Below are 22,132 nucleotides of genomic sequence, written 5' to 3'. Positions count from 1 at the left end.
ATCAGATTTCGATGGAACCGTATGCATAGGCACTGCCACAGAGGGACACACTCTCTCCCTGTACTGGCGTGCCCATGAAAGTTGAATCCAACAACGATGTGCAAACAATCCGCCCCTTGGATCAAGCGGTTACCAGCCCCTCCTCAGTGCCTGTGCCCGCGAAGGGCGTTGATGAGATGGGACATATTTTCAATCAGGAGGTGGAGCTCAATAGCCGGGCGCTGAGCGGGCGGAAGATGGGGTTGCGTGTGTCCCCGGTTGAGCAGCTTGTGCAGCTTTATAATCAGTTGGGCCATCCGGCCCAGAAGAGCATGGCTTCCATTTCACGAAGCATCATTGAGCAGTTGCGCAAGAGCGTCAGTACTGAGGAATTGGTCAGCCTCGCGGGAGGTGACCCAGCACGCGCGTTCGTAGTGCTCAACTACGTGACGGCCCAGGCAGACAGCGAAGTGCGTCCGTCCGAGGCTGCATTGGCACGCGATGCCATTGCCCAGCTGCAACTCCGGTTCAAAGGGGAAATTCAGGCAGGCCTGAACATTGCTACGGCGTTGCAGGCAGCTGTGGCCGACCCGCATGAGCGCCAGAAACTGCGCCAGCTTTACTACGCCAGTGTGGTCACGCGCCAGTCCTTGGCAACCATGATGCAGGCTTTGCTGGGTGATTACGGTGGCGAGCGGTTTCGCGACGTGCTCAACGCGATGCGTAAGGCCTTGGCGGATGACCTGGCGGCCCTGGTGTCGTCAATGCCCACACCTTTGTTGCGCACTTTGCTGCTGGGTCTGCAAAGCTGCGGGCAGTTGAGCGCGGTGTTATCCGGTTGTCACACGTTGATCCAGCGTTTGAGTATTGAGCATGACGCCGTGAGCTTGCTGCAACGCATACTGGGGTACGCCGGCGGCGGTATCTCTGTCGATGAAATGCTTCGGTTGGGAAACGATTTGGGTGGCGGTCCGGTTGACCGACAAATGGCATCCCTCAATGCGCTCTACCCGCTGTTTCAGCAGTTGCCCTTGGCCTTGTGGCCCGACAAGCGGGTCCGTCAGGAGTCCCTGGAGATTCTTTTGACGCTGATCGGTGAGTTGGACCGAGCCGTGCGTGGCCCCTTACGGTTTTCCGGTGAGCCGAGGCCCATGACGTGACGGCTGTGTCAGCCGTCAACCGTATATTGCTCAAAGTGGCACAGCGCGCCGAGGTGTTGGGCGCTGTGGTGGTCATGGCCATCGTATTTATCTTTATCGTGCCGCTGCCCACCTGGCTGGTGGACATTCTGATTGCCCTCAATATCTGCATATCGTGCCTGTTGATCGTTCTTGCGCTCTACCTGCCGGGCCCCCTGGCATTTTCGTCCTTCCCGTCGATCCTGTTGTTGACCACCATGTTTCGATTGGCACTGTCGATTGCAACCACGCGTTTGATCCTGCTGGAGCAAGACGCCGGCGACATTGTCGAGGCCTTCGGCAATTTCGTGGTGGGAGGCAACTTGGCGGTGGGGATGGTGATTTTCCTGATCCTTACCCTGGTCAACTTCCTGGTGATCACCAAGGGCTCGGAGCGGGTTGCCGAGGTTGCGGCGCGGTTCAGTCTGGATGCCATGCCGGGCAAGCAGATGTCCATCGACAGCGACTTGCGTGCCGGTCTGATTGACGGCGCGCAAGCACGAGACAAGCGGGAGCAGTTGTCCCGTGAGAGCCAATTGTTCGGCGCCATGGATGGGGCCATGAAGTTCGTCAAGGGTGATGCCATCGCGGGGTTAATCATCGTTGTGGTCAACCTCTTGGGCGGCTTCTCTACGGGCATGTTTCAGCACGGTTTGAGTGCGGCTGATTCGATGGCGTTGTATTCGGTCCTGACCATCGGCGATGGCCTGATTGCGCAGATTCCGGCGCTGCTGATCTCCCTGACTGCCGGCATGATCATCACCCGTGTTGCACCGGAGGGGCGCAAGGGCGTCAGCAACATGGGCGCTGAAATCGCCCGGCAAATGACCAGCGAGCCCAAGAGCTGGATGATCGCTTCGGTGGGGATGCTCGCGTTGAGTGTCGGGCATTTCTTGGAGACTCACCGTTCCAGCGAGATGGTCTGGTAGTCCGCCCGTTCCCCGGCGGGGCCAGGTTCGGCGCGCATCTGAGGTGGCCACCAGATCACCATCTTGTCTTTGCTCGATTGAGGGCGTGAGCAGGAGTCGCCCTTGCAGGTGGGCGTGCAGCCGGCGACGAGCAGTGCCGTGCCGATCAGGGTGACGCACAATAGGCGATGTTTCATGGTGTGGCCTTCGGAGCAGGAGTGATCAAGGAGGGGCGGGGCACGCTGAGGTGTTCATCCTTCACCACTGGGCGCATGGCGATAAATACCTCGGCTTCTTCACCCGGCTTCAGCCAGGCACGCGGCCACACGCTCACAGCCAGGGTCTGCGGCGTGCTGCACTCATTTTCGTCAATACGGGCATAGCGCTTGGACTGGTTGCTCAGCACTACCACCGCCACGTTGTAATCCGGGCCGGTGTACCACTGGCTGCGTTCGGTGTTCAGTGCCAGGATGTCGCGGGTGCTGCACAAGGTGTTCAGCCCCAGTGGCATTGGCGCAGACTTGAAGCCCTTGGGGATTTCACCACTGACCATATGCGCCAGTGTGCTGATGATATCGCTGCGCTTTATCACGGGCGGGTGAGGGGCATCGCGCCTGGCCAGAGGTGCAAGGGCCGCTTGCAATTCGACCTGGTCCGCCTGGGGCAGGTAGCGAGAAGGGTCTGCTTGATCGCCAATGACGCGCGGAGTGAGGATGAACAAGCGTTCACGCCGGTTGTTCTGCCGTTCGGTCGACGAAAACAGCGCCTTGCCTATGAATGGAATATCGCCCAGCAAGGGCACCTTGTTGCGCTGGTCGCTGCTTTCGGTGACGTGGAAGCCTCCGACCACCAGCGAGCGTTTTTCCTCCATGACCGCCTGGGTGCTGACCTTGCCTCGGCGCACATCCAGATTGCCGGGAGATGGGTTGGTTTCGTCGAAATTACCGTCTTCAATATCCACCGCCAGGTGGATCTGGTGACCGCCACGGCTGGTGATGACACGGGGAACAACCTGGAAACTGGTGCCCACAGTGACCGGTAAAATGGTGGCATTCTCTCGACCCGGTGTCAGGTATTGGGTGCGATTGAAGTCAATTACCGCCGGTTGGTTTTCCAGCGTGAGAACGGAGGGGTTGGACACCATGCTTGCCAACCCTTTGGCTTCCAGCGCGCGTATATCCGCGTAGAAGCGCTCGCGGTTTTCAATCGACAGCTGCGACGAAGTGCCCGGAGCCATATTGACGCCGCCGCGGAACCGACTGTTCTGAAAGCCCCAGTTCACCCCGAACTCTCGCAATTGCGTGCGCTCGATATCGAGAATAATCGCGTCGATTTCCACCAGTTTGCGCGCGACATCGAGTTGGGTGATCAGCTCGCGGTACATGGCCAGGCGTTCAGGCAGGTCGTAAATCAGCACGGCGTTGTTGCGCACATCGGCTTCAACGCGAATTCGGCTGCCAGGCGCCGCAGCGCGCGGTGTGAGTGTGGGTGGAGCGTCCAACGGCGCGGTATGGCCGTTTGCACCCAGCATCTGCCCCAGCAACGGGTTGCCCAATCTTGGGATGTTCGGCACAAGGGGCGCAGGCTGTGAGGTGGAGCTCTGATTCAGTCGATTGAGGGTCGAGTTGGCGCGCGGCTCCAGTAACCCTCGCAAAATGCTCGCCACCCCCGGAATGTTGAGTTTCTCGCCGCGATAATCCACTTGCCGGTCCGTTGCATTGGCAAACTTGAGCGGGAAGCTCAACACACTTTGTTTTTCATCCGGCGAACGACGCTGACTGCTGAACTGTTTGATTTGCTCGATATAGCGACGAGGGCCAGATACGAGTACTACGCCGTCTTCTGGTAACTCACCCCAACCGAAGCGGCTATCGAGCAAGCCGATATCCGTGAGCGCTTGCTTGAGATCGGCAATGGTCTCGGAAGAGACTTCCAGGCGCGCAGACTCTTGCTGGTCCAGCGTGCTGATATAGAGGGTGTTGTTGTACATGTACCACTGGAAACGGTGTTCCACCCCCAACCTGTCGAGCATCGATTGCGGGGTATTAGCGCGGATCTTGCCATTGACGTTGCCCTCCAGCAGCCCCTCGACTTGCAGTTGAGTACCAAAGGCTTGAGCGAAATCGACGAGCACGTCACGCAAGGGCTTATGTTCTGCCTCATAAGCGTAAGCGGTGTTTTTCCAATCGGAAGGGATGGCGGCCAATGCGGTGTGTGCCGGGATCAGCAGCCAGGAAAGCAGAATAGCGTTACGCCAGGGAAATTCTTTGGGCGAAGCACGGCGTAAGCGACTGTGCTCATGGTTCTTGTTATGCATTGTCGGTTCTCGGGTTAGTACGACAGTGAGCGTAGCGAGGTGGGTTTGAGGTTTTGAGTCGGGCGAGCAAAGCGCGCGACTGTGGCGCGCCAGGTGTCGCGTTGGTTCAGCAGGGCCTCAAGGCAACCGAGCACGTAAGCCTCTCCCTGCCCACCTGGCAGTTTCTGAATCAGCCATAAAGCGCCGCTGTCAGCTTTTTGAGCCAGTGCGCCATGGAAATGATTCAGGCTGGCCGCGCCCAGGCGCATCCAGTGCTGCAAGGTGGTGGTGTCTGCGCGGATTGAGGTCAGTTGAGCGCTAAGTAACAAAGCGTCTCCCTGACGTTTCAGCATGATTTGGTCATCACCCTCAAACAAACTGAGTTGTTCTCTACAGCCACTTAACCAATCACGAACTAGCGATTGCATGTTATTGGAAACTCTCAAAAGTACTTTTGAGCAACATATGCGAAACGCGGTTATGTTCCAGATACGCCATTTGGGAAAGGGTGTTCTTGACGGCAAGTTCATAGAATAATTCAGCGTCAGCCCCATCTTTAGAGCCGTTGCTTGAACTCTGCTTATACAGCTTGTGGGCGATACTGCTGCTTCTTGAAAGTTCTTGTGAGAGATTGTTGGAAAGACTCATGGGCGTTCCTTTGTCTTGGGTGGACGTGCATGGGTGGATCAATTGTTGTTAAGTAGCGTTGTGCAGGACGCCAGGCGGATGCAATTAAATGTCTATCCGGCATTCCTTTGCGTGATTGAAAAAAGCATCGAGCATCGAGTGCCAGCTAATACGGAAATCACCCTCATCGGTTTTCAATACAAGGGTCTGCGCAGGGATTGTTTCGTCGGGCTGAAGCTTCCAGAGTGTTGCCTGTTGATTGGCGAGACACTGTTTTATCTCCTCAATGTCCTGTGGGTGACAGAGCAGCGAGGCGTTGATCTCATGAATCTGGTTTGCCAGTAGTTGCCTCAGAAGGGCGGCCAGCCGCTCGGGGGGCACCGTGTCGTCAAGCAGGCGGCGAATCGCCTGGTTGGTGATTGATGTTGCATACACCTCCAGGTTGTCACACATCGCTTGACGGTCACGCTCCCAGCGCTTGAGTTGGGCGTCTGCGCGTTGCCAGACATCCAGGGACGCCTTTTCCAGCAGCATTTCGCATCGCTTCTCTGCCTGGATTACCAGTTCATCGGCCTGTGCCTTGGCGCGACTGATGAGTTGGTTAGCGTGTGCCCAGTTTGCAAGCTCTTCCCGGGGGATCAGGCAACGTGGCAATTCCGAAGCATCCTTGAGCAACTCAATGGTGTGTCGGCATAACATCGCTGTTTTCCTTACGCGTTCGGGTCAGGTGACAGGGGGGCGTTTGCCAATGTCGTCACGCGCCAGACTACGGCTTGCCATAGCGTGTTCAGTCGACTGCTTGCGTTTTCGAGTGAGACGGTACTTTTCTCAACCGCCTGTACGCGGTTACGGGGGAATCTCAGTCGAAGGCGCCGCCAGGTATCGGGCTCTACCCAGCTGGAGAGCAATTGCAATGGATCAGCATCGCGCGACAGCATGGTAGGGGGCAGCGCCTTGGATAAACGCATGCACCACAGGTGCTGACTCTCGCTCAACGGCGTCGCCGCTTCAGGGTTGAACGTGTCGTGAACCAGTGTCAGCGCCAGGTTGAGTTGTTCCGTTGAAGCAAGGGCCAGGCGAAGTACCGTCGGGTGAGGGGCAGGAGGCAAGCACGCAACAATGCCAGTGAGGTCGTCCGGCGCGGACCGCCTGTTGCGATAAAGCACTTTAATTGCGGGGTACTTGTCGCCCCTCCAGTCCTCGTGGGCGTGCCTCCAGGGGAACGCCCACCATTGAGCCCAGGCCAGATGTTCACTCATGGAGTGATCCAGCTCAGGTGTCATGAGAGGTGCCATCCTGTTCGCGGGCTATGCGCGGCTCTTGCGGAGGATGTTGGCGGCGGCTGAACAGGAATAGCCCGGCAACCAAGGAGGACGCCACGCCAAGCAGTACCGCGATAACACTGCCTCGCCAAAACCCAAGATCATCGCTTGGCACCAGGAAAGGGCCGAAATACACCAGCCGCTGCTGCTCTTGGTAGGTGGTGGCAGGTACAAAGATCACGCTGAGTTTTTGCAGGTTATCCACTGCAGTGGTCATGCCTGGAATGCTGCTCGCCACCATCCTGCGAACGCGCGCGCGAATATTATCGGGATCCAGCCGTGGGTCATGCTTAATGAATACTGACGCTGAAGCGGGCTGGACTGGTTCTCCCGGTGCGATGCGTTCGGGCAATACCACGTGCACCCGGGCAATAATTACCCCGTCAATGTTGGATAAGGTGGCTTCAAGCTCCTGGGATAAGGCGTAGATATAGCGTGCTCGTTCTTCCAGTGGAGTGGAAATAACCCCTTCCTTGCGAAAGGTATCGCCCAGCGTGGTTCGTGCCACTCTAGGTAATCCTGCGGCTTCCAATGTACGTACGGCACGCCCGATATCGGCGGTGTTAACCGCCACGACGACACCGTCTTTGGACGGGATTTTTTGGGCGCGAATATGTTTGTCTGCCAATTCCGCTACCACTTCATTGGCTTCTTGCTCAGAAAGCTGTCGATGAAGTTCAACGCGGTCGCTGCAACCGTTTAGCATGAATGCAAAAGTCAGAAGTAGGGCGGCAGGCAGGTATTTAGTCATGTTCACTATTGCAGGTTACAGATTTTGTCGATGCATTGGCTTGTCTTGCCAAGGCTCTTTACTAAAAGTTGGGTCGTTAGCGCTACATTAGAAAGTTCCTGCGGATACTCTCTGAACTTGTCAGCGTCCATCCCTTTACTTGATGATTTCAACGCGCGTGCAAGGCGATCTTTGGCATCTACGATATGTTTTGATGGCTCTGTCAGCATGGCCAATACAGTATGGTTGGCGGAGGCAGGCGTGTTTGATATCGAACCTTCGAGCATTGAGGTGAAGAAACCAACATCCGTACTAGAAGCCGAAGGTTCCCGAGTGACGCCCGTGTTGCTGTGAAGTTTGTTTGGCGTTGAAAAGTCAAATGCTTCTATCTGCATATAGGGCCTGCGGTGAGGTGTCTGAAGCAGGTTCTTGATAATGGCTGATGCCGCATTTATTACATCGACTCATATGACAACCTCCCCGGCTAATGAGCCAGGGAGGTAATCATGTTACGAGCGAATTTCTTTAGCCGCGGCGTACAAGCCCGAAATCATCTTTGATTTCAAACTTTCTTGGAACGTAAGCTCGGCGACTTCCTCTGCGCGTTCAGAAGCGGAACGGGAACCAATGCCACTCTGTACTCCATCGAGTTCACTGGACATCATGCTGTTGCCGTATGCGTATCCACCGTATGAACTGCTACCGGATATACCATTCATAATAAGACTCCGATTTGGATATTTTGAACGTTGATTCACGTGTCGTGAACCAAGCCCTGATGTCTGGAACTTTTTGTAACTTGAACCAGGCTTTGAATATGTGGCTCGCAACGCTAAAGCGTTCCTGATGTGTCTATGGCTAGATATTTCTGGATGATTGGAGTGCTGAGGGTAGAAGCATGGCCCCCTTACTTAGCCTTTAATGAGCTCTGTGTCCTCAAGCCAATGAGATGTCCAATTGTTTCATCCTGTAGTACAGCGTGCGCTTCGCAATACCCAACTCAATCGCCACGGTATCCACGCAGTAGAGATGGCGGCACAAGGACTCTTCAATCAATGCCCTTTCAATGTGCTGCAGGCGTGCCTTAAGGTTCATTTGGTTATCCTGCAACTGGCTCGACGACGTCGAAAGCGGTGGCAGGCCCAGCACGAATCTTTTGGCCGTCGAGCGTAGTTCACGAACATTGCCTAGCCAGGGGTGGCACAGCAGCTGTTGCAACAGCCCACCAGGCGGTGGCGGGGCATTGCATTTGAACTGGGCAGCTTCTTGTTGGATCATTTCCAGAAACAGCGGGATGATGCGTTCTCGCCTATCGCGCAGCGGCGGGAGCTGGATGTTGACGACATTCAGGCGAAAGTACAGGTCACGCCTGAAAGTGCCGTGCTCGACCATCTGATAAAGCGAATGCTGTGCGGACGCAATGACACGCATGTCCACCGGGATAAAACGGGTTGAGCCCAAGCGTTCCACCCCACGCGACTCCAGCACTCGTAGCAGTTTGGCTTGCAAGCACAATGGCATGCTGTCGATTTCGTCGAGGTACAGGGTACCTAGATGGGCGGCTTCGACAAATCCGGCCCGTGATTGCATTGCCCCGGTATAAGCACCGCTGTTGACTCCGAACAATTGGCTTTCTGCGAGGCTTTCAGGAATAGCTGCGCAGTTCACGGCAACAAAATTACCCCGTCGTCCCGATAAGCGATGAACCCGTTGTGCCAATGTATCTTTGCCAGTACCGGTTTCCCCCAGTAGTAAAATGTCAATGTTGAGGGATGCCGTACTGTTAAGTGTATTTTCAATATCCGGGCCATCATTGAGTAAGATGGTCGATTCATTTTCCCCATTAGAGTGGGCCGGCATTAACTGGGCGCTCCATTGTTGCGAGTGTTTCACTGTTTAACGGCGTTATCCAGACGCCGATCGCTAAAGTGAAGCGTATAAGGATTATGATGTGCGCTTAAAGCGGGTATGTACTGCAATGGTGTAGGAAAACATCGTTGGTTATAGCTATTTAGTTGTTTGAGTGTTGTTGTATCTATAAGCCTGGGAAGTGAGTAGGGGGAATCTGATAATTGAGCGTGGGTGTTTTCTTTGTCTGAGTTTTAATCGTCGCCCACAAAAAAGCCGATGCATTGCATCGGCTTTTTTATTTGCGGCGGCTGCTTACACGTTAAAGCGGAAGTGCATCACGTCGCCATCCTTGACGATATATTCCTTACCTTCCAAGCGCCACTTACCGGCTTCCTTGGCACCGGCTTCACCTTTAAATTGGATGAAGTCGTTGTAGGCGATCACTTCTGCGCGGATAAAGCCTTTTTCAAAGTCGGTGTGGATCACGCCAGCAGCTTGTGGCGCGGTGGCGCCGACCTTGACGGTCCAAGCGCGGACTTCTTCGACACCAGCGGTGAAGTAAGTCTGCAGGTTGAGCATTTCGTAGCCGGCGCGGATCACGCGGTTCAGACCTGGTTCTTCCAGGCCCAGGGCCTCGAGGAACATGTCTTTTTCTTCGCCGTCATCAAGCTCGGCGATTTCCGCTTCGATCTTGTTGCAAACCGGCACCACGATGGCGCCTTCTTCGTCGGCGATGGCCTTGACCACGTCGAGCAACGGGTTGTTCTCGAAACCGTCTTCAGCCACGTTGGCGATGTACATCACTGGCTTGGTGGTCAGCAGGTGGAAGCCCTTGATCACGGCCTTCTCGTCAGCGCCCATGCTTTTCATCAGGCTGCGTGCCGGCTTGCCCTCGGTGAAGTGCGCGATCAACTGTTCCAACAGGCCTTTCTGGACCACGGCGTCTTTGTCGCCTCCCTTGGCGTTGCGCGCGACTTTCTGCAGTTGCTTCTCGCAGCTGTCGAGGTCAGCGAAGATCAATTCCAAGTCAATGATCTCGATGTCGCGTTTCGGGTCGACGCTATTGGAGACGTGAATCACGTTCTCGTCTTCAAAGCAGCGGACCACGTGGGCGATGGCATCGGTTTCGCGGATGTTGGCCAGGAACTTGTTGCCCAGGCCTTCACCTTTCGATGCGCCGGCTACCAGGCCTGCGATGTCGACGAACTCCATGGTGGTCGGCAGTACACGCTTCGGATTGACGATCGCTGCCAGAGCGTCCAGGCGTGTATCCGGCATCGGCACGATACCGCTGTTAGGCTCGATGGTGCAGAAGGGGAAGTTCTCCGCCGCAATACCGGACTTGGTCAAAGCGTTGAACAAGGTGGATTTGCCGACGTTGGGCAGGCCGACGATGCCGCAATTGAATCCCATGGTGTTTCCCCTCGGAAAAAAGTCAGGCCTTCTGGCTGTGCAGGTTTTTCATCGCGCGGTTCCATTCACCGGCGAAGATATCCGGCAGCACGCCGAGGGCAAAGTCGATGCTGGCATCGAGTTTTTCCTGTTCGGCGCGTGGCGCACGACCCAGGACGAAATTTGAAACCATACTCGCAACGCCTGGGTGGCCAATGCCGAGCCGCAGACGGTAAAAATTATTCTGATTACTCAACTGCGCGATGATGTCGCGCAGGCCGTTGTGCCCGCCGTGCCCGCCGCCAAGCTTGAGCTTGGCTACGCCGGGTGGCAGATCCAGTTCGTCATGGGCCACCAGGATTTCTTCGGGTTTGATTCGAAAGAAGCCCGCAAGCGCCGCAACAGCTTGGCCGCTGCGGTTCATGTAGGTGGTGGGAATCAGCAGACGAACATCCTGACCCTGGTGCGAAAAGCGCCCGGTCAGGCCAAAATATTTGCGATCGGCCGCCAGGTTTACACCTTGGGCATGGGCGATACGCTCAACAAAAAGGGCCCCCGCGTTATGCCGGGTCTGTTCGTATTCGGCGCCTGGATTTCCCAGGCCAACGATCAGTTTAATGGCAGTCACGACAGGGGCCCTTCCTTTGGAGTTGTGGATAACATCGCCTGACCGGAGTGCGGCGAAAGTGGACGACAGGAGCTCACTTATCCAGAGATAAACTTCGCGTTATCGCCCGCTTTCTCGCTACGTTTCGGTCCGCGATGTTTCCTCAAGCTCCGATGCCGCAGAGAGCATTACTCTGCAGCGGTTTCGCCTGCTTCATCTTCTGCTACAACACGTGGCGCGTGGACGTTGGCAACAGCCTTGTCGTCGTTGTGAGCCAGTGCAACGAACTCAACGCCTTTAGGGGCCTTGAGGTCGGACAGGTGAATGATGGTGCCGATTTCAGCAGCCGACAGGTCGACTTCGATGAACTCAGGCAGATCTTTCGGCAGGCAGCTTACTTCCAGCTCGGTAGTGGTGTGGGAAACAACGCCACCTTTCTTGACCGGAGCTTCTTCACCAACAAAGTGCACAGGCACGATAGCGGTCAGTTTCTGGCCGGCTACGACACGTACGAAGTCAGCGTGCAGGACGTGACCCTTGGATGGGTGACGTTGCAGAGCTTTGATGATGACGTTTTGCTTTTTGCCGCCAACGTTCAGTTCGATAACGTGGCTGTAGGCAGCATCGTTTTCGAGCAGTTTGGCAACTTCTTTAGCCAGCATGCTGATGGATTCAGGGGCTTTTTCGCCACCGTAAACTACAGCTGGAACCAGGCTTGCGAGACGACGCAGGCGGCGGCTCGCACCTTTCCCCAGGTCGGAACGCACTTCAGCATTCAGAGTAAAATCGTTCATGTTGTATCTCCAAAATAACCACATTCGCCCCAGCGTTTGCGACCAGCGCTAAAGGCGATATGGGCAAAAAAGCCCCGCCCCAGCAGAATGCTGGGGCGGGGCGCTTTTCGTCAGTGAGGTGATCCGAAGGTTTGACCCTTAGCGGAACATCGCGCTGATCGATTCTTCATTGCTGATGCGGCGAACCGCTTCGGCAACTACCGGTGCGATATCCAGTTGACGGATACGCGCACAGGCTTGTGCAGCAGCGGACAACGGGATGGTGTTAGTCACCACCAGTTCGTCCAGCACAGAGTTCTCGATGTTCTCGATCGCGCGGCCCGACAGCACAGGGTGTGTGCAGTAGGCGAACACTTTTGCAGCACCGTGCTCTTTCAAGGCTTTCGCCGCGTGGCACAGGGTGCCGGCGGTGTCGACCATGTCATCAACCAGAATACAGGTACGCCCTTCGACATCACCGATGATATGCATCACTTCAGAGTGATTGGCTTTCTCGCGGCGTTTGTCGATGATCCCGAGATCAACGCCCAGGGATTTGGCAACAGCCCGTGCACGCACGACGCCACCAATGTCCGGGGACACGATCATCAGGTTTTCAAAGCGCTGGTCTTCGATATCGTCCACCAATACTGGCGAGCCGTAGATGTTATCTACTGGAATATCGAAGAACCCCTGGATTTGGTCAGCGTGCAGGTCAACCGTAAGAACACGATCGATACCTACCACGGTGAGCATGTCAGCAACGACTTTCGCACTGATAGCCACACGTGCGGAACGCGGACGGCGATCCTGACGGGCATAACCAAAATAAGGGATTACAGCTGTGATTCGAGTCGCTGAGGAGCGGCGGAAGGCATCAGCCATCACGACGAGTTCCATCAGGTTATCGTTGGTCGGAGCGCAGGTCGGCTGAATAATGAATACGTCTTTACCGCGGACGTTTTCATTGATCTCGGCTGTAATTTCGCCGTCGGAAAATTTACCGACAGAGATGTCACCGAGAGGGATATGCAGCTGACGTACGACACGTCGAGCCAGATCGGGGTTGGCGTTCCCCGTAAAGACCATCATCTTGGACACGCGCAGTACCTAGAGGCTGAGGGTAACCTGGATGAGTATTAGAAAATGGCAGGGGCGGCTGGATTCGAACCAACGCATGGCAGGATCAAAACCTGCTGCCTTACCGCTTGGCGACGCCCCTGTATCTGTTGCAACGAGTACCCAGTACTCGGTTCCTTTTAGAGCAGACTTTGCAGCTTGCGATGCAACATCGAAACGTTGCTTCCCTTTGCTACAAACCCTGTAAGGGTCTCTGTAAGAAGGGCCGAGACTTTATCAGCTTCAGCTTTGCTTGGGAAGCCCCCAAACACACAACTTCCAGTTCCGGTTAATTTTGCTTCGGTAAATTTACCTAACAAATTCAAAGCGTTACGTACCTCTGGATAACGCCTTGCTACAACCGGTAAGCAGTCATTTCGACTGTTTCCCTTGGGAACGGGGCGCACTTTAATGGGAGAAGAGTTACGTGTCAACAACGGATCTGAAAAAATTTCTGCTGTACTTACAGATACTTGCGGCACAAGCACGACATACCACGGCTCTTCGGGGTATTCCGGGGTGAGTTTCTCCCCTACACCCTCAGCAAAAGCGGCGTGTCCGTGCACGAAAACCGGGACGTCGGCCCCCAGCGTAAGGCCCAGCGCTGCTAAGCGATCATGGTCCCAACCGAGTTGCCATAAGTGATTCAAGCCCAGCAATGTCGTCGCGGCATTTGAGCTGCCACCACCGATTCCGCCGCCCATGGGCAAAATTTTATCGATCCAGATATCGATGCCCAACGAACAACCGGATTGTTCCTGAAGTTTTTTTGCTGCCCTCACGATGAGGTTGCTGTCGTGGGGCACGCCTTCGAATTCGGTGTGCAGTTGAATCACGCCGTCGTCGCGTACGGCGAAGGTGAGTTCATCGCCGTAGTCGAGAAATTGGAAAAGCGTCTGCAACTCGTGATAGCCGTCTTCACGACGACCGAGAATGTGCAGCATCAGATTGAGTTTTGCGGGGGAGGGCAGGGTCAGTTTTTCTACAGTCACGTTATTGCCCCAGCTTGCGCGGTTGCCAGTCCTTGATCACCAGCGTGACGTCAAGGTCAGTGCCATGCAGCTTGATACGCTCCGGCAGCCAGTAACCGCCCTGTTCGGTATAGCTGAGGTATTCGACCTGCCAGCCATCCTGCTCCAGCGAGGCGAGGCGGCTGTCGCCATTAAGGCTCAGTCGACTCTTGCTATCGGGCGCGGGCAAGCCACGCACCCACCACACAAGGTGCGATACGGGCAGCTTCCAGCCAATCTGTTCTTCAAGCAGCGCTTCCGGCGAAGTCGCCTCATAGCGACCTTGGTTGGCCACTTCGAGGCTGACCTGACCCGGGCGACCCGTCAGGCGAGCGGCACCACGGCCCAGCGGGCCCGACAAACGAATGTCGTAGTAGTCCTGGCGTTGCAGCCAGAACAAGGTGCCGCTGCCCGAGTCCTTGGGGGCGCGAACGCCGACTTTGCCTTCGATCTGCCAGCCATCGATGCTGCTGAGCTGATCCTTATGCTGTTTCCATTGCGCCGGGTTGCCCTGGCCTTCAACGGATTCACGGGTGCCTACGCCCGCGCAACCGGCGAGCAGGGCAATAAGACTGAAGACTACAACGTGGCGCAAGAACATAAGCTTAAAGGGTCTCGGATCCGGTCAGGCGCTTGATGGTGCCGCGCAGGATGGGGCTTTCGGGTTGTTCCTTGAGGAATTTTTCCCAGATTTGACGTGCTTCGCGCTGCTTGCCGTTGGCCCACAGCACTTCACCCAGGTGCGCCGCGACTTCCTGATCGGGGAAGCGCTCCAGCGCTTGGCGCAGCAAGCGTTCGGCCTCATCCAGGTTGCCCAAGCGGTAATTCACCCAGCCCAGGCTGTCGAGTACGGCCGGGTCTTCCGGGTTGAGTTGGTGCGCTTGTTCGATCAGCACCTTGGCTTCGTCGTAGCGCGTGGTGCGGTCAGACAACGTGTAGCCCAGGGCGTTGAGAGCCATGGCGTTGTCGGGGTCGCGCTTGATGATCAGGCGCAGGTCTTTTTCCATCTGCGCCAGGTCATTGCGTTTTTCCGCCTGCATGGCACGGGTGTACAGCAGGTTCAAATCGTCGGGGAATTGCAACAAGGCTTGTTGCAGCAGTTTCCAGGCGCGCTCGCCCTGATTGTTGGCCGACAAGGTCTCGGCCTGGATCAGGTACAGCTGGATCGCGTAGTCCGGCTCGGCATCGCGGGCCGCGGTCAGGCGTTTTTCCGCCTCATCAGTGCGCCCGTTACTCATCAGGATGTCGGCCTGGCGCAATTGGGCGGGCAGGTAGTCGTTGCCGGGGCCAACCTGAGCGTATTCGAGCAGGGCAGCTTGTGGGTCGTTGCGTTCTTCCGCGATACGGCCCAGGTTCAAGTGTGCGGAGTCCACATGGCTTTCACGCTCGATCAGCTCTTCCAGATAGCCCTTGGCCTCATCCCAGGCCTTGGCCTCCAGGCATACCAGCGCCAGGGAGTAACGCAGCTCATCGTCGTCCGGGTATTGCTGGACCAGATTGGCGAACTGCACTTTGGCGTCCTCCATACGGTCCTGCTCAACCAGCATGCGCGCATAGGTCAATCGCAGGCGTTTGTCGTCCGGGTACTTCTTGATGCTTTTTTCCAGCAGCGGAATGGCTTCCTTGCCGCGATTGAGATTTTGCAGCAGGCGCGCACGCAGCAGGATCGGCGCAATCTCGCCATCGTCCGGCGGGTTCTGTTCCAGCAGCTTTAGCGCGGCGTCAGGCTCGTCGTCCTGTTGCAGCAACAGGGCCTTGCCGAAAATCAGTTGGCTGTTCTTGGGATGCTTTTGAAGCAGGCGGTCGAAACTCTTCATCAGGCCATTGCGCGTGTCCTGGTCGGTGTCGGCAGCCGACAGCGCGAGGAAGTCGAAATGGGTATCACCCTTGCCTTGCAGGACTTTCTCCATATAGACCATGGAGTCGTCATAGCGCCCGGCCCGCGCCAGTTGAATGGCTGCGGCACGTTGTGCCTCCAGATCGTCCGGTGCGTTTTTCGCCCAGATCAGCGAGGTATCCAGCGCAGCCTGATCGGCTCCCAGGTACTCGGCGATGCGAAATGCGCGTTCGGAGATGCCTGGATCCTGGGTGTTGATGGCCTGGGTCACATAGTTATCCAGCGCAATATCGAAGCGATTGCGCTGGCCAGCCAGTTCCGCACTCAGCAGGCTGAACACCGTTTCTTCACTGAACGAGGAATAAACCTTGGGCTTTTCAGGGGCGGGGGTGCTGTCTTCTACCGGCGGCGTACCGTCCGACGACACGGGGGCCAAGGCCTGGCAGCCGCTGAGGAAGACAAAAGCAAGGAGCAACGCGGAGGATCTATTCATATAGGAAGAGGACGACTAACCTGCGGTCGGATCATCATGACACAAGCCTTCGGCCAAACATAACCGAGTCTCAGTTGATGCCTTTATAGACACAAGGCATTAGGACAATAGACGACGGTGGTTGTTCTGAATCTTTCGAAGTAGGACAATTGTCGGCTTCCCGACATCATCAGCGATATTGAATGGCCTTCCTCGCACTCGGTATTAACCACAAGACTGCCTCCGTAGACGTGCGCGAGCGCGTGGCGTTTACGCCAGAGCAGTTGGTTGAGGCCTTGCAGCAGCTCTGCCGGCTCACCGACAGCCGCGAAGCTGCGATCCTTTCGACCTGCAATCGCAGCGAGCTTTATATAGAGCAGGAACATCTTTCAGCGGATGTCGTCCTGCGCTGGCTGGCCGATTACCACCATTTGAGCCTCGACGACCTGCGCGCATGCGCTTATGTGCACGAAGAGGATGCGGCAGTTCGTCACATGATGCGTGTGGCCGCTGGTCTCGATTCGCTGGTGTTGGGCGAGCCGCAGATTTTGGGCCAGATGAAGTCCGCCTACGCCGTGGCGCGTGAGGCCGGTACCGTTGGTCCGTTGCTGGGTCGGCTGTTTCAGGCCACGTTCAATTCCGCCAAGCAAGTGCGCACTGATACAGCCATCGGCGAAAACCCGGTGTCCGTGGCATTTGCCGCCGTCAGCCTGGCCAAACAGATTTTCAGCGACTTGCAGCGCAGCCAGGCCTTGCTGATTGGCGCCGGCGAGACCATCACCCTGGTCGCCCGTCATCTGCATGACCTGGGTGTAAAGCGCATCGTGGTCGCCAACCGCACCCTGGAGCGCGCTAGCATCCTCGCCGAACAATTCGGTGCCCACGCCGTGCTGCTGGCGGATATTCCGGCTGAACTGGTGCGCAGCGATATCGTCATCAGCTCCACTGCCAGCCAATTGCCGATTCTGGGCAAAGGCGCGGTCGAAAGTGCGCTGAAGCTGCGCAAGCATAAACCGATTTTCATGGTGGATATCGCCGTTCCCCGGGATATCGAGCCCGAAGTCGGCGAGTTGGACGACGTTTACCTCTATAGCGTCGACGATCTGCACGAAGTGGTCGCCGAAAATCTCAAGAGTCGCCAAGGGGCTGCCCAGGCTGCCGAGGAGATGGTCAGCACCGGTGCCGAAGATTTTATGGTGCGCCTGCGTGAACTGGCGGCGGTGGATGTGCTCAAGGCGTATCGTCAGCAGGGCGAACGGCTGCGCGACGAGGAGCTGCTCAAGGCCCAGCGTTTGCTGGCCAACGGCGGTAGCGCCGAAGAGGTGCTGATGCAACTGGCCCGTGGCCTGACCAACAAGTTACTCCACGCCCCCAGCGTGCAGCTTAAAAAATTGACTGCCGAAGGCCGCCTCGATGCGCTGGCCATGGCCCAGGAACTCTTTGCCCTCGGTGAGGGCGCGTCAGATAGCTCTTCGGATAAAAAATCGCAATGAAAGCGTCACTGCTCAATAAACTGGACGTGCTCCAGGACCGTTTCGAAGAACTGACCGCCTTGCTCGGCGATGGCGAAGTCATCTCCGATCAGACCAAATTCCGTACCTATTCCAAGGAATACGCGGAAGTTGAGCCGATCGTAAGCACCTACGGGCAATGGCTGAAGACCCAGGCCGACCTTGAAGGCGCCCAGGCGCTGCTCAAGGACAGCGACCCGGACATGCGCGAAATGGCCGTCGAAGAAGTCCGCGAAGCCAAGGACAAGCTGATCGCGCTGGAAGGCGACCTGCAACGCATGCTGCTGCCCAAGGATCCCAACGACGGACGCAACGTGTTCCTCGAAATCCGCGCCGGCACCGGTGGTGACGAGGCGGCGATTTTCTCTGGCGACCTCTTCCGCATGTATTCGCGCTATGCCGAGCGACGTGGCTGGCGTGTGGAGATCCTGTCCGAGAACGAGGGCGAGCACGGCGGCTATAAAGAAGTCATCGCGCGGGTTGAAGGCGAAAATGTCTACGGCAAGCTGAAGTTCGAATCCGGCGCGCACCGCGTACAACGTGTACCAGCGACCGAATCCCAAGGCCGTATCCACACCTCCGCGTGCACCGTGGCCGTACTGCCTGAGCCTGACGAGCAGGAAGCCATCGAGATCAACCCTGCGGACTTGCGCGTGGACACTTATCGCTCGTCGGGTGCCGGGGGGCAACACGTCAACAAGACCGACTCGGCGATCCGCATCACCCACTTGCCGTCGGGCATCGTGGTGGAATGCCAGGAAGAGCGTTCCCAGCACAAGAACCGTGCACGGGCCATGTCCTGGTTGTCGGCCAAACTCAACGACCAGCAAACCAGCGCCGCCGCCAATGCGATTGCCAGTGAGCGCAAGTTGCTGGTGGGGTCGGGCGACCGTTCAGAGCGCATTCGCACCTACAACTTTGCCCAGGGCCGGGTCACCGACCACCGGGTCAACCTCACCCTGTACTCCCTCGACGAGATTCTCGCCGGTGGCGTCGATGCGGTGATCGAGCCCTTGCTCGCCGAATACCAGGCCGATCAACTGGCCGCGATAGGTGAATAAATGACCATCATCGCCAGCCTGCTGCGTGCCGCTGATTTGCCAGACTCGCCCACTGCGCGCCTGGATGTGGAATTGTTGCTGGCGGCTGCCCTGGGCAAATCCCGCAGCTACCTGCACACCTGGCCGGAAAAAATCGTCAGCAGCGAAGACGCTCTGACCTTTGCCGACTATCTCCAGCGCCGCCGCGGGGGTGAGCCGGTCGCTTATATTCTCGGCCAGCAAGGCTTCTGGAAGCTGGACCTGGAGGTCGCGCCTCACACGCTGATCCCGCGTCCGGAAACCGAACTGCTGGTGGAGGCGGCCCTGGAATTACTGCCGGCCACGCCAGCCAAGGTTCTCGACCTCGGCACCGGCAGCGGCGCCATCGCCCTGGCCCTGGCCAGTGAGCGCCCGGCCTGGCAAGTCACGGCCGTCGACCGTGTGCTTGAAGCCGTGGCTCTGGCCGAACGCAACCGCCAGCGTCTTCACTTGAATAACGCCACAGTGCTGAGCAGTCATTGGTTCAGCTCACTGCAAGGTCGCAGCTACGATCTGATCATCAGTAATCCGCCTTATATTGCCGACAACGACCCGCATCTGGTCGCAGGCGATGTACGTTTCGAACCGGCCAGTGCGCTGGTGGCGGGCCATGATGGTCTGGACGACTTGCGATTGATCATCAACGAGGCGCCGGCCCACCTGAATGCGGGTGGCTGGCTGCTGCTCGAACACGGTTACGATCAGGCCTTGGCCGTACGTGATCTGTTGCTGAGCCAGGGTTTTGACGAAGTGCATAGCCGTCTCGACCTCGGTGGTCACGAACGCATCACCCTGGGACGTCGCCCGTGCTGACTGATCAGGAGCTGTTGCGCTATAGCCGACAGATTCTGTTGCAACATGTCGACATCGAGGGCCAATTACGCCTGAAAAACAGCCGTGCTCTGATCGTCGGGCTCGGTGGCCTGGGCGCGCCGGTGGCGCTGTATCTGGCCGCAGCGGGCGTGGGCGAGCTGCATTTGGCTGACTTCGACACCGTCGACCTGACCAACCTGCAGCGCCAGATCATCCATGACACCGACAGCGTCGGGCAGACCAAGGTCGACTCGGCGTTGCGCCGTCTGACCGCCATCAACCCTGAAATCACGTTGGTTGCCCATCGCACCGCGCTGGACGCCGACTCCCTGGCGGCCGCAGTGGCGGCGGTAGACGTGGTGCTCGATTGCAGCGACAACTTCTCCACACGCGAAGCGGTCAACGCCGCCTGCGTCGTCGCAGCCAAGCCGTTGATCAGCGGCGCGGCAATTCGGCTTGAAGGCCAATTGTCTGTCTTCGACCCGCGTCGCGCTGAAAGCCCGTGTTACCACTGTTTATACGGGCATGGCAGCGACACCGAGCTTACGTGCAGCGAAGCGGGGGTGGTCGGGCCGTTGGTGGGGCTGGTCGGTAGCCTGCAAGCCTTGGAAGCCTTGAAGCTGCTGGCCGGTTTTGGTGAACCGTTGGTGGGTCGCTTGTTATTGATTGATGCCTTGACCACGCGCTTTCGTGAATTGCGGGTCAAGCGTGATCCTGGTTGCAGTGTCTGTGGGACGCAACATGGTTAAGGACGCGCCGATCGGTGTGTTCGATTCCGGGGTCGGCGGCTTGTCGGTGCTGGATGAAATCCAGCAACTGTTGCCCCACGAATCGCTGCTGTACGTGGCCGATTGCGGGCATATCCCCTATGGCGAGAAAACCCCCGAATTTATTCGTGAGCGTTCACGGCGGGTCGCTGAGTTTTTCCGCGAACGGGGCGCCAAGGCGTTCGTGATCGCTTGCAATACCGCGACCGTCGCCGCCGTAGCCGACTTGCGCCAGGACTATCCCGATTGGCCGCTGGTGGGCATGGAACCCGCCGTCAAACCTGCGGCTGCCGCCACGCGCAGTGGCGTGGTCGGTGTGCTGGCCACCACCGGTACTCTGCAAAGTGCCAAGTTCGCCGCGTTGCTCGACCGTTTCGCCACCGATGTGCAGGTGATCACCCAGCCGTGCCCGGGCCTGGTGGAGCTGATTGAAACCGGTGATCTGCACAGCCCGGCCCTGCGTCAGTTGTTGCACGGCTACATCGAGCCGCTGCTAAGCGCCGGTTGCGACACCCTCATCCTCGGTTGCACCCACTATCCCTTCCTCAAGCCGCTCCTGGCGCAGATGCTGCCCCCCAGCATCATCCTCATCGACACCGGCGCCGCCGTGGCTCGCCAGCTCAAGCGTTTATTGGGCGAGCGCGACCTGCTTGCCCACGGTGATCCTGAGCCTGCGCAGTTCTGGACCAGCGGTGATGTGTATCACCTAAGAAATATCCTACCGACACTGTGGAAATATTCCGGAGTTGTGCGAAGCTTTGGCGCGTGAAAATTTCGTGAAATATCGCCATTAGACGCTGAACTTCTGGCACTGCGTAGGCTTCTATAGCCAGATTGCTTGTACAAAACCATATAACTTCGTTCGGAAAGGATGTTTCTTATGAAGCGCTTGTTCTGTTTGGCTGCGATTGCGGCCGCTGTGGTGGGACACTCTTTTTCGGCGCAGGCCGCCGGGCTTGAGTTTGGCCTGGGGGCCACCAGTGATTCGACGCTCACCTATCGATTGGGGCTGACGTCGGATTGGGACAAGAGTTGGATGCAAAGTGATGTCGGTCGCCTGACCGGCTATTGGAGCGGCGCCTATACCTATTGGGAAGGTGATGACCGTGCAGGCGCCAGCAGCCTGTCGTTCTCGCCTGTCTTTGTGTATGAATTTGCCGGTCAGTCGGTCAAGCCCTACATCGAAGCCGGGATTGGCGTGGCGGTGTTCTCCCGTACCAAGCTGGAGGACAACAACATCGGCCAGGCTTTCCAGTTCGAAGACCGCTTGGGTTTCGGCCTGCGCTTCACCGGTGGGCATGAAGTGGGCATTCGCGCCACGCACTACTCTAATGCCGGGATCAGCAGCAATAACGACGGTGTAGAAAGCTACTCACTGCACTACACGATGCCGCTGTAATTCAAAACCTTGTGGGAGGGGGCTTGCCCCGATGGCGGAGTGTCAGTCGCGGAATTTTCCAACTGATCCACCACTATCGGGGTCAAGCCCCCTTCCACATTGAGGTCGTCACTGGCCTGAGATCAGCGGTACGCCGTGGCGATTCCTTCGCGTTCGGTCAGGCACTCCGGTGCGCCCATCTCGAATTCCCGACAAATCAGCGGCCGACGCTCATAAATCGTGCACATCATCGTGTCCCGATCCAGCGCCGCGCACCAGCCGTCGTCCAGGCGCAGCATCACTTCGCCGCCCCAGTCGTCGGTGTCGATATAGCGCTCCGGCACGCCGGTGTCGGTGATCAACATGACTTCCAGCTGGCAGCAGCAGGCCGCGCACGTTGAGCAGGTGACGGTGGGCTCAGTGATTTGGGTGTGGGGGATGTTGGTCATAGGCGAGCAGTGTAAGGCAAGCCGGTCATTTGCG

24 protein-coding genes, 1 tRNA gene and 1 pseudogene are annotated in these 22,132 nt (G+C 57.3%); 8 read left to right on the top strand and 18 right to left on the bottom strand.

All coding sequences use genetic code 11. From position 1 onward, the window contains the following. The first annotated feature begins 74 nt into the window (after positions 1-74). Complete coding sequence (locus tag ACVWXD_RS21025; protein ID WP_457371297.1) at positions 75-1,139, top strand: TyeA family type III secretion system gatekeeper subunit; 1,065 nt, start codon at positions 75-77, stop codon at positions 1,137-1,139. After that, positions 1,136-2,041: pseudogene (locus ACVWXD_RS21020) on the top strand (FHIPEP family type III secretion protein); the annotation flags it as partial. The gene ACVWXD_RS21025 and the pseudogene ACVWXD_RS21020, both read left to right, overlap by 4 nt. A 17-nt stretch (positions 2,042-2,058) precedes the next feature. On the opposite strand, the gene hrpT reads toward ACVWXD_RS21020, so the two are convergent. From hrpT to ACVWXD_RS20935, 17 genes are all read right to left on the bottom strand, one after another. Continuing rightward, on the bottom strand, positions 2,059-2,262 hold the full coding sequence (gene hrpT / locus ACVWXD_RS21015) for an HrpT family type III secretion system protein (RefSeq protein ID WP_095183767.1): 204 nt from the start codon (positions 2,260-2,262) through the stop codon (positions 2,059-2,061). After that, entirely contained in the window at positions 2,259-4,382 is a 2,124-nt protein-coding gene (gene sctC / locus ACVWXD_RS21010; protein WP_339482462.1) for a type III secretion system outer membrane ring subunit SctC, read from the bottom strand. Before sctC ends, hrpT begins: the two co-directional genes overlap by 4 nt. A gap of 14 nt (positions 4,383-4,396) precedes the next feature. Then, positions 4,397-4,714, bottom strand: coding sequence for a type III secretion protein (locus tag ACVWXD_RS21005; RefSeq protein WP_326490173.1), 318 nt, complete (start codon positions 4,712-4,714; stop codon positions 4,397-4,399). Between the two features lie 76 nt (positions 4,715-4,790). Continuing rightward, positions 4,791-5,009 (bottom strand): hypothetical protein, encoded by a 219-nt coding sequence (locus ACVWXD_RS21000; RefSeq protein ID WP_032886104.1) that lies wholly within the window; start codon positions 5,007-5,009, stop codon positions 4,791-4,793. Positions 5,010-5,093: 84 nt separating this feature from the next. Then, entirely contained in the window at positions 5,094-5,687 is a 594-nt protein-coding gene (gene sctL, locus ACVWXD_RS20995; RefSeq protein ID WP_457371296.1) for a type III secretion system stator protein SctL, read from the bottom strand. Between the two features lie 11 nt (positions 5,688-5,698). Then, positions 5,699-6,247, bottom strand: coding sequence for a type III secretion protein (locus ACVWXD_RS20990; protein ID WP_122680441.1), 549 nt, complete (start codon positions 6,245-6,247; stop codon positions 5,699-5,701). Between the two features lie 13 nt (positions 6,248-6,260). Next, entirely contained in the window at positions 6,261-7,061 is an 801-nt protein-coding gene (gene sctJ / locus ACVWXD_RS20985; protein WP_181642877.1) for a type III secretion system inner membrane ring lipoprotein SctJ, read from the bottom strand. Positions 7,062-7,066: 5 nt separating this feature from the next. Next, a complete protein-coding gene (locus ACVWXD_RS20980; RefSeq protein ID WP_099601941.1) occupies positions 7,067-7,435 on the bottom strand; it encodes an EscI/YscI/HrpB family type III secretion system inner rod protein in 369 nt (122 codons plus the stop codon). A 541-nt stretch (positions 7,436-7,976) separates the two neighbouring features. Beyond that, positions 7,977-8,900 carry a sigma 54-interacting transcriptional regulator gene (locus tag ACVWXD_RS20975; protein WP_099601942.1) on the bottom strand — a complete coding sequence of 308 codons (924 nt, stop codon included), beginning with the start codon at positions 8,898-8,900 and terminating at the stop codon, positions 7,977-7,979. 303 nt (positions 8,901-9,203) lie between these two features. After that, positions 9,204-10,304 (bottom strand): redox-regulated ATPase YchF, encoded by a 1,101-nt coding sequence (gene ychF / locus ACVWXD_RS20970; RefSeq protein WP_095183770.1) that lies wholly within the window; start codon positions 10,302-10,304, stop codon positions 9,204-9,206. A gap of 22 nt (positions 10,305-10,326) precedes the next feature. Further along, the gene (pth, locus tag ACVWXD_RS20965; protein WP_181642876.1) at positions 10,327-10,911 is read right to left on the bottom strand and encodes an aminoacyl-tRNA hydrolase; all 585 of its coding nucleotides are present in this window, start codon (positions 10,909-10,911) and stop codon (positions 10,327-10,329) included. A gap of 167 nt (positions 10,912-11,078) precedes the next feature. Further along, the gene (locus tag ACVWXD_RS20960) at positions 11,079-11,684 is read right to left on the bottom strand and encodes a 50S ribosomal protein L25/general stress protein Ctc (protein ID WP_032886113.1); all 606 of its coding nucleotides are present in this window, start codon (positions 11,682-11,684) and stop codon (positions 11,079-11,081) included. Positions 11,685-11,822: 138 nt separating this feature from the next. Next, positions 11,823-12,764 (bottom strand): ribose-phosphate pyrophosphokinase, encoded by a 942-nt coding sequence (locus ACVWXD_RS20955; protein WP_003171603.1) that lies wholly within the window; start codon positions 12,762-12,764, stop codon positions 11,823-11,825. A gap of 46 nt (positions 12,765-12,810) precedes the next feature. Continuing rightward, positions 12,811-12,885: transfer RNA gene (locus ACVWXD_RS20950), tRNA-Gln, on the bottom strand. Between the two features lie 37 nt (positions 12,886-12,922). After that, positions 12,923-13,726 carry a 4-(cytidine 5'-diphospho)-2-C-methyl-D-erythritol kinase gene (ispE, locus tag ACVWXD_RS20945; RefSeq protein WP_185159987.1) on the bottom strand — a complete coding sequence of 268 codons (804 nt, stop codon included), beginning with the start codon at positions 13,724-13,726 and terminating at the stop codon, positions 12,923-12,925. A gap of 49 nt (positions 13,727-13,775) precedes the next feature. Next, complete coding sequence (lolB, locus tag ACVWXD_RS20940; protein ID WP_095183772.1) at positions 13,776-14,393, bottom strand: lipoprotein insertase outer membrane protein LolB; 618 nt, start codon at positions 14,391-14,393, stop codon at positions 13,776-13,778. A gap of 4 nt (positions 14,394-14,397) precedes the next feature. Beyond that, positions 14,398-16,122: a tetratricopeptide repeat protein gene (locus ACVWXD_RS20935; protein WP_032886118.1), complete on the bottom strand. Its 1,725-nt coding sequence runs from the start codon at positions 16,120-16,122 to the stop codon at positions 14,398-14,400. A gap of 182 nt (positions 16,123-16,304) precedes the next feature. Between ACVWXD_RS20935 and hemA the strand changes: the two genes are divergently transcribed. The 6 genes from hemA (at position 16,305) to ACVWXD_RS20905 (ending at position 21,670) form a co-directional block, all read left to right on the top strand. Further along, on the top strand, positions 16,305-17,594 hold the full coding sequence (hemA, locus tag ACVWXD_RS20930; protein ID WP_032886119.1) for a glutamyl-tRNA reductase: 1,290 nt from the start codon (positions 16,305-16,307) through the stop codon (positions 17,592-17,594). Next, on the top strand, positions 17,591-18,673 hold the full coding sequence (prfA, locus tag ACVWXD_RS20925; RefSeq protein WP_032886121.1) for a peptide chain release factor 1: 1,083 nt from the start codon (positions 17,591-17,593) through the stop codon (positions 18,671-18,673). Before hemA ends, prfA begins: the two co-directional genes overlap by 4 nt. Then, positions 18,674-19,504 (top strand): peptide chain release factor N(5)-glutamine methyltransferase, encoded by an 831-nt coding sequence (prmC, locus tag ACVWXD_RS20920; protein ID WP_032886122.1) that lies wholly within the window; start codon positions 18,674-18,676, stop codon positions 19,502-19,504. Then, entirely contained in the window at positions 19,498-20,253 is a 756-nt protein-coding gene (locus ACVWXD_RS20915) for a molybdopterin-synthase adenylyltransferase MoeB (protein WP_032886123.1), read from the top strand. The genes prmC and ACVWXD_RS20915 overlap by 7 nt, the downstream gene beginning before the upstream one ends. Further along, entirely contained in the window at positions 20,246-21,040 is a 795-nt protein-coding gene (gene murI / locus ACVWXD_RS20910; protein WP_181642875.1) for a glutamate racemase, read from the top strand. The genes ACVWXD_RS20915 and murI overlap by 8 nt, the downstream gene beginning before the upstream one ends. Positions 21,041-21,151: 111 nt before the next feature. Beyond that, complete coding sequence (locus ACVWXD_RS20905) at positions 21,152-21,670, top strand: acyloxyacyl hydrolase (RefSeq protein WP_032886125.1); 519 nt, start codon at positions 21,152-21,154, stop codon at positions 21,668-21,670. Positions 21,671-21,792: 122 nt separating this feature from the next. Here the strand turns inward: ACVWXD_RS20905 and ACVWXD_RS20900 are convergent, their stop codons facing one another. Further along, the gene (locus ACVWXD_RS20900) at positions 21,793-22,098 is read right to left on the bottom strand and encodes a YkgJ family cysteine cluster protein (RefSeq protein ID WP_032886126.1); all 306 of its coding nucleotides are present in this window, start codon (positions 22,096-22,098) and stop codon (positions 21,793-21,795) included. Positions 22,099-22,132: the final 34 nt, after the last annotated feature.

It is taken from the genome of Pseudomonas sp. TE3911 (assembly GCF_054062775.1).
Note: the sequence above shows the minus strand (reverse complement) of the source record. Positions and strands in the feature narration are given on the sequence as shown.

Excerpts from the sequence above, each read along its gene's own strand:
- ACVWXD_RS20990 (WP_122680441.1), bottom strand. The coding sequence starts at position 6,247 with ATGAGTGAACATCTGGCCTGGGCTCAATGGTGGGCGTTCCCCTGGAGG.
- prfA (WP_032886121.1), top strand. The coding sequence starts at position 17,591 with ATGAAAGCGTCACTGCTCAATAAACTGGACGTGCTCCAGGACCGTTTC.
- ACVWXD_RS21000 (WP_032886104.1), bottom strand. The coding sequence starts at position 5,009 with ATGAGTCTTTCCAACAATCTCTCACAAGAACTTTCAAGAAGCAGCAGT.
- ACVWXD_RS21025 (WP_457371297.1), top strand. The coding sequence starts at position 75 with ATGAAAGTTGAATCCAACAACGATGTGCAAACAATCCGCCCCTTGGAT.
- ACVWXD_RS20900 (WP_032886126.1), bottom strand. The coding sequence starts at position 22,098 with ATGACCAACATCCCCCACACCCAAATCACTGAGCCCACCGTCACCTGC.
- ACVWXD_RS20980 (WP_099601941.1), bottom strand. The coding sequence starts at position 7,435 with ATGCAGATAGAAGCATTTGACTTTTCAACGCCAAACAAACTTCACAGC.
- hrpT (WP_095183767.1), bottom strand. The coding sequence starts at position 2,262 with ATGAAACATCGCCTATTGTGCGTCACCCTGATCGGCACGGCACTGCTC.
- ychF (WP_095183770.1), bottom strand. The coding sequence starts at position 10,304 with ATGGGATTCAATTGCGGCATCGTCGGCCTGCCCAACGTCGGCAAATCC.
- hemA (WP_032886119.1), top strand. The coding sequence starts at position 16,305 with ATGGCCTTCCTCGCACTCGGTATTAACCACAAGACTGCCTCCGTAGAC.
- sctL (WP_457371296.1), bottom strand. The coding sequence starts at position 5,687 with ATGTTATGCCGACACACCATTGAGTTGCTCAAGGATGCTTCGGAATTG.
- ACVWXD_RS21005 (WP_326490173.1), bottom strand. The coding sequence starts at position 4,714 with ATGCTGAAACGTCAGGGAGACGCTTTGTTACTTAGCGCTCAACTGACC.
- ACVWXD_RS20905 (WP_032886125.1), top strand. The coding sequence starts at position 21,152 with ATGAAGCGCTTGTTCTGTTTGGCTGCGATTGCGGCCGCTGTGGTGGGA.
- prmC (WP_032886122.1), top strand. The coding sequence starts at position 18,674 with ATGACCATCATCGCCAGCCTGCTGCGTGCCGCTGATTTGCCAGACTCG.
- ACVWXD_RS20975 (WP_099601942.1), bottom strand. The coding sequence starts at position 8,900 with ATGCCGGCCCACTCTAATGGGGAAAATGAATCGACCATCTTACTCAAT.
- ispE (WP_185159987.1), bottom strand. The coding sequence starts at position 13,726 with ATGCTGCACATTCTCGGTCGTCGTGAAGACGGCTATCACGAGTTGCAG.
- ACVWXD_RS20960 (WP_032886113.1), bottom strand. The coding sequence starts at position 11,684 with ATGAACGATTTTACTCTGAATGCTGAAGTGCGTTCCGACCTGGGGAAA.
- sctJ (WP_181642877.1), bottom strand. The coding sequence starts at position 7,061 with ATGACTAAATACCTGCCTGCCGCCCTACTTCTGACTTTTGCATTCATG.
- ACVWXD_RS20935 (WP_032886118.1), bottom strand. The coding sequence starts at position 16,122 with ATGAATAGATCCTCCGCGTTGCTCCTTGCTTTTGTCTTCCTCAGCGGC.
- sctC (WP_339482462.1), bottom strand. The coding sequence starts at position 4,382 with ATGCATAACAAGAACCATGAGCACAGTCGCTTACGCCGTGCTTCGCCC.
- lolB (WP_095183772.1), bottom strand. The coding sequence starts at position 14,393 with ATGTTCTTGCGCCACGTTGTAGTCTTCAGTCTTATTGCCCTGCTCGCC.
- murI (WP_181642875.1), top strand. The coding sequence starts at position 20,246 with ATGGTTAAGGACGCGCCGATCGGTGTGTTCGATTCCGGGGTCGGCGGC.